1 protein-coding gene is annotated in these 1,553 nt (G+C 37.7%); it reads right to left on the bottom strand.

Annotated elements, in window-relative coordinates; translation table 11 throughout:
• Window positions 1-88: 88 nt before the first annotated feature.
• Window positions 89-1,300, bottom strand: coding sequence for an IS110 family transposase (locus tag DXB70_RS13940; protein ID WP_118673495.1), 1,212 nt, complete (start codon window positions 1,298-1,300; stop codon window positions 89-91).
• Between the last annotated feature and the right edge of the window lie 253 nt (window positions 1,301-1,553).

Here is a 1,553-nt window from a genome sequence, read left to right as displayed (position 1 = left end):
AAAAAAATATAAAATTTTACATGGTTAAAATTAGGCACTAAAATAAGACCACCACAAGCAGTGCTGGTCTGCAAATAAAAGTTTTGAATTAGCTTGACTCAGAAAGAATACAGAGATATTCCTTCACTCGTCCATAATAGATTCTGAGAAATTTATTAGCGCCTGCAGTCATGTAAACATAGTACGGTTTACCCTGGGCACGTTTTCTGTCCATGAATTGATATACAGGATCATCTTGCGGCATTGTTTTAATAAGAACATCCATTACTTGAAAAAGAGTCTTTCTTAAATTTGAAGACCCACGTTTGGATGTTGGAACACTTTTTTGTGCATAGGAGCCAGACTCGTTTACGCCAGGATCTACCCCGGCGAAAGCAGTAAGGGCTCCTTTATGTGTAAATCTGGTTATATCACCGATCTCAGCCATAAGCTGTGGACCAAGAGATGGACCAATCCCTTTAAACTGCATAACAATCGGGTACTCTGGAAGTTTTGAGGCGGTTTCATTCATGAGAATGCGTATTGTTTCGACGGTAGCGGAAGTGCTGTTAAGCTGAGCGATAGCTTGTCTAATGATGCGTTTGGTTATTTCGTTTTTAGGAAATACCGGGACAAGTTCCGTTGACTGGGTATAAATTTCTTCGGCTTTTGATTTATTGAAGATATATTTTTTTTGCTTGCACCAGTTTTGATAGTGTTTAACAAAAGAATTTAGAGACATTTTACGAACGCAATCTACATGCCAATACGTATAGACAAAATCAACCCATTTTTGGGAGCCATCACTGCGGGGTGGACTATTAAAATAAGTATTTGCATTTGGGTATGTCTGGTCAATGAGATTAATAAGATTATTTTTCATAGCCGTTTTTTGTTTCACATAGAAATGAAACTGACGATTCATGGCTTTTAGTTGTGTGCGCAATTCATCCACAATACTATATGGTTTAAGATTTTGCCATTTGTCAAGAGCATAGCGGGCGATCTTGATGGAATCAGCTTTGTCAGATTTAACTTTGCGAAGAGAGTCATTATTAAAGTTTTTGACTAGCTTAGGATTAACAGCACTGACAAACAGACCAGCTGCTGAAAATTGCTGAGCAAGTACTTCGTAATAGTGTCCGGTGTGCTCCATTACAATTCGTGATTCACCTTCGATAGAGTGAATAAGTTTAATTAGTGAAAGGATATCACTGGATGTGTGCTTGATCTCAAAAGGAGAGGATACAATCTCACCAAATGGTCTTAGAATTGTAACCATGCTTTTACCTTTTGAAACATCGATACCTACTGCGTTCATAAATTTGTCACTCCTTAAAAATATTACAATGGATAAATACCAGATTTACTCATTACCTGCTCAAACTACTGTGTGACACGAATGCACTTAATGTGATTCAACCTGCATAAAACGAACACTGTGAATGAGGAGCTGGTTATCAGTCTAAAGTACGGACGCTAAGTCCTAGTGATGAAGTCGATATACCATTGCATCCTACATTCTAACAGTTTAAGTAATGAGATGGATAAATCCTTACTGGATGTAAGGGGAT

Source organism: Clostridium sp. OM05-5BH (assembly GCF_003481505.1).
Lineage (GTDB): Bacteria > Bacillota > Clostridia > Lachnospirales > Lachnospiraceae > Otoolea > Otoolea fessa.
Note: the sequence above shows the minus strand (reverse complement) of the source record. Positions and strands in the feature narration are given on the sequence as shown.